This is a genomic window from Salinispora sp. H7-4, from assembly GCF_013416675.1.
Lineage (GTDB): Bacteria > Actinomycetota > Actinomycetes > Mycobacteriales > Micromonosporaceae > Micromonospora > Micromonospora vitiensis.
Map to the genome: position 1 here is coordinate 1 of NZ_JABZED010000034.1, position 677 is coordinate 677.

Annotated in this window: 2 pseudogenes; one reads left to right on the forward strand and one right to left on the reverse strand. The window is 69.3% G+C overall.

Going from position 1 to position 677, the window contains the following annotated elements:
• Window positions 1–205, forward strand: a pseudogene (locus H0524_RS15485) (pyridine nucleotide-disulfide oxidoreductase); the annotation flags it as partial.
• Window positions 206–384: 179 nt separating this feature from the next.
• Here the strand turns inward: H0524_RS15485 and H0524_RS15490 are convergent.
• Window positions 385–677: pseudogene (locus H0524_RS15490) on the reverse strand (hypothetical protein); the annotation flags it as partial.

Genomic DNA, 677 nt, shown 5'->3' on the forward strand with positions numbered 1-677 from the left:
GCCGGCGACATATGACGGGTACGCATCCTGCCCGCTGACCACGGCCCGCAACAAGATGCTGCTCGCCGAGTTCGACTACACCATGCATCCCACACCCAGCATTCCGTTCCTCGACACCACTCACGAACGCACCGACATGTGGTATCTCAAGCGCTACGGCCTGCCGGCCCTCTACTGGAATCTCATGCTCCGCGGCCGTGCCTGAGGCGCACGGGTGGGTGCCGTAGCGCGTTGTCCAGGAGGTTGCCGAGCACCTGCCTGACCACCCTGCCCTGGCGGCTGGTGCGTACGCCGCCTGCCTGGACGAGGCCCGCCGCGATCCTCCGCGCGCGGAGGGCCATCGTCCAGGTAGCGGTAGCAGTAGCGGCAGTGGTGCCGCTGCGCTCAGCTTTCGGCGTTGCGCCGTCGCCGGTGCGTGAAACCGATTGTGAGCAGGAGGGCGGTGCCGGTCAGCACGGCCAGGCTGCCGGTGAGGAGCATTGAGCCGCTGGACGATCCGGTGATTGGTAGGTCGGTCCCGGTCGGGCTTGGCGTGACGGTCGGGGTCCCCGTCGGGTCGGCGGTCGGCGTCGCCGTCGGGCTGGCCGTCGGGCCACCGCTGTCGCAGGCGAGCGTCGTGCTGAAGGGGTAGTCGTGGATTTCCCCGCCGCGGTGCTCCAGGGTGCGCGCGACGATGC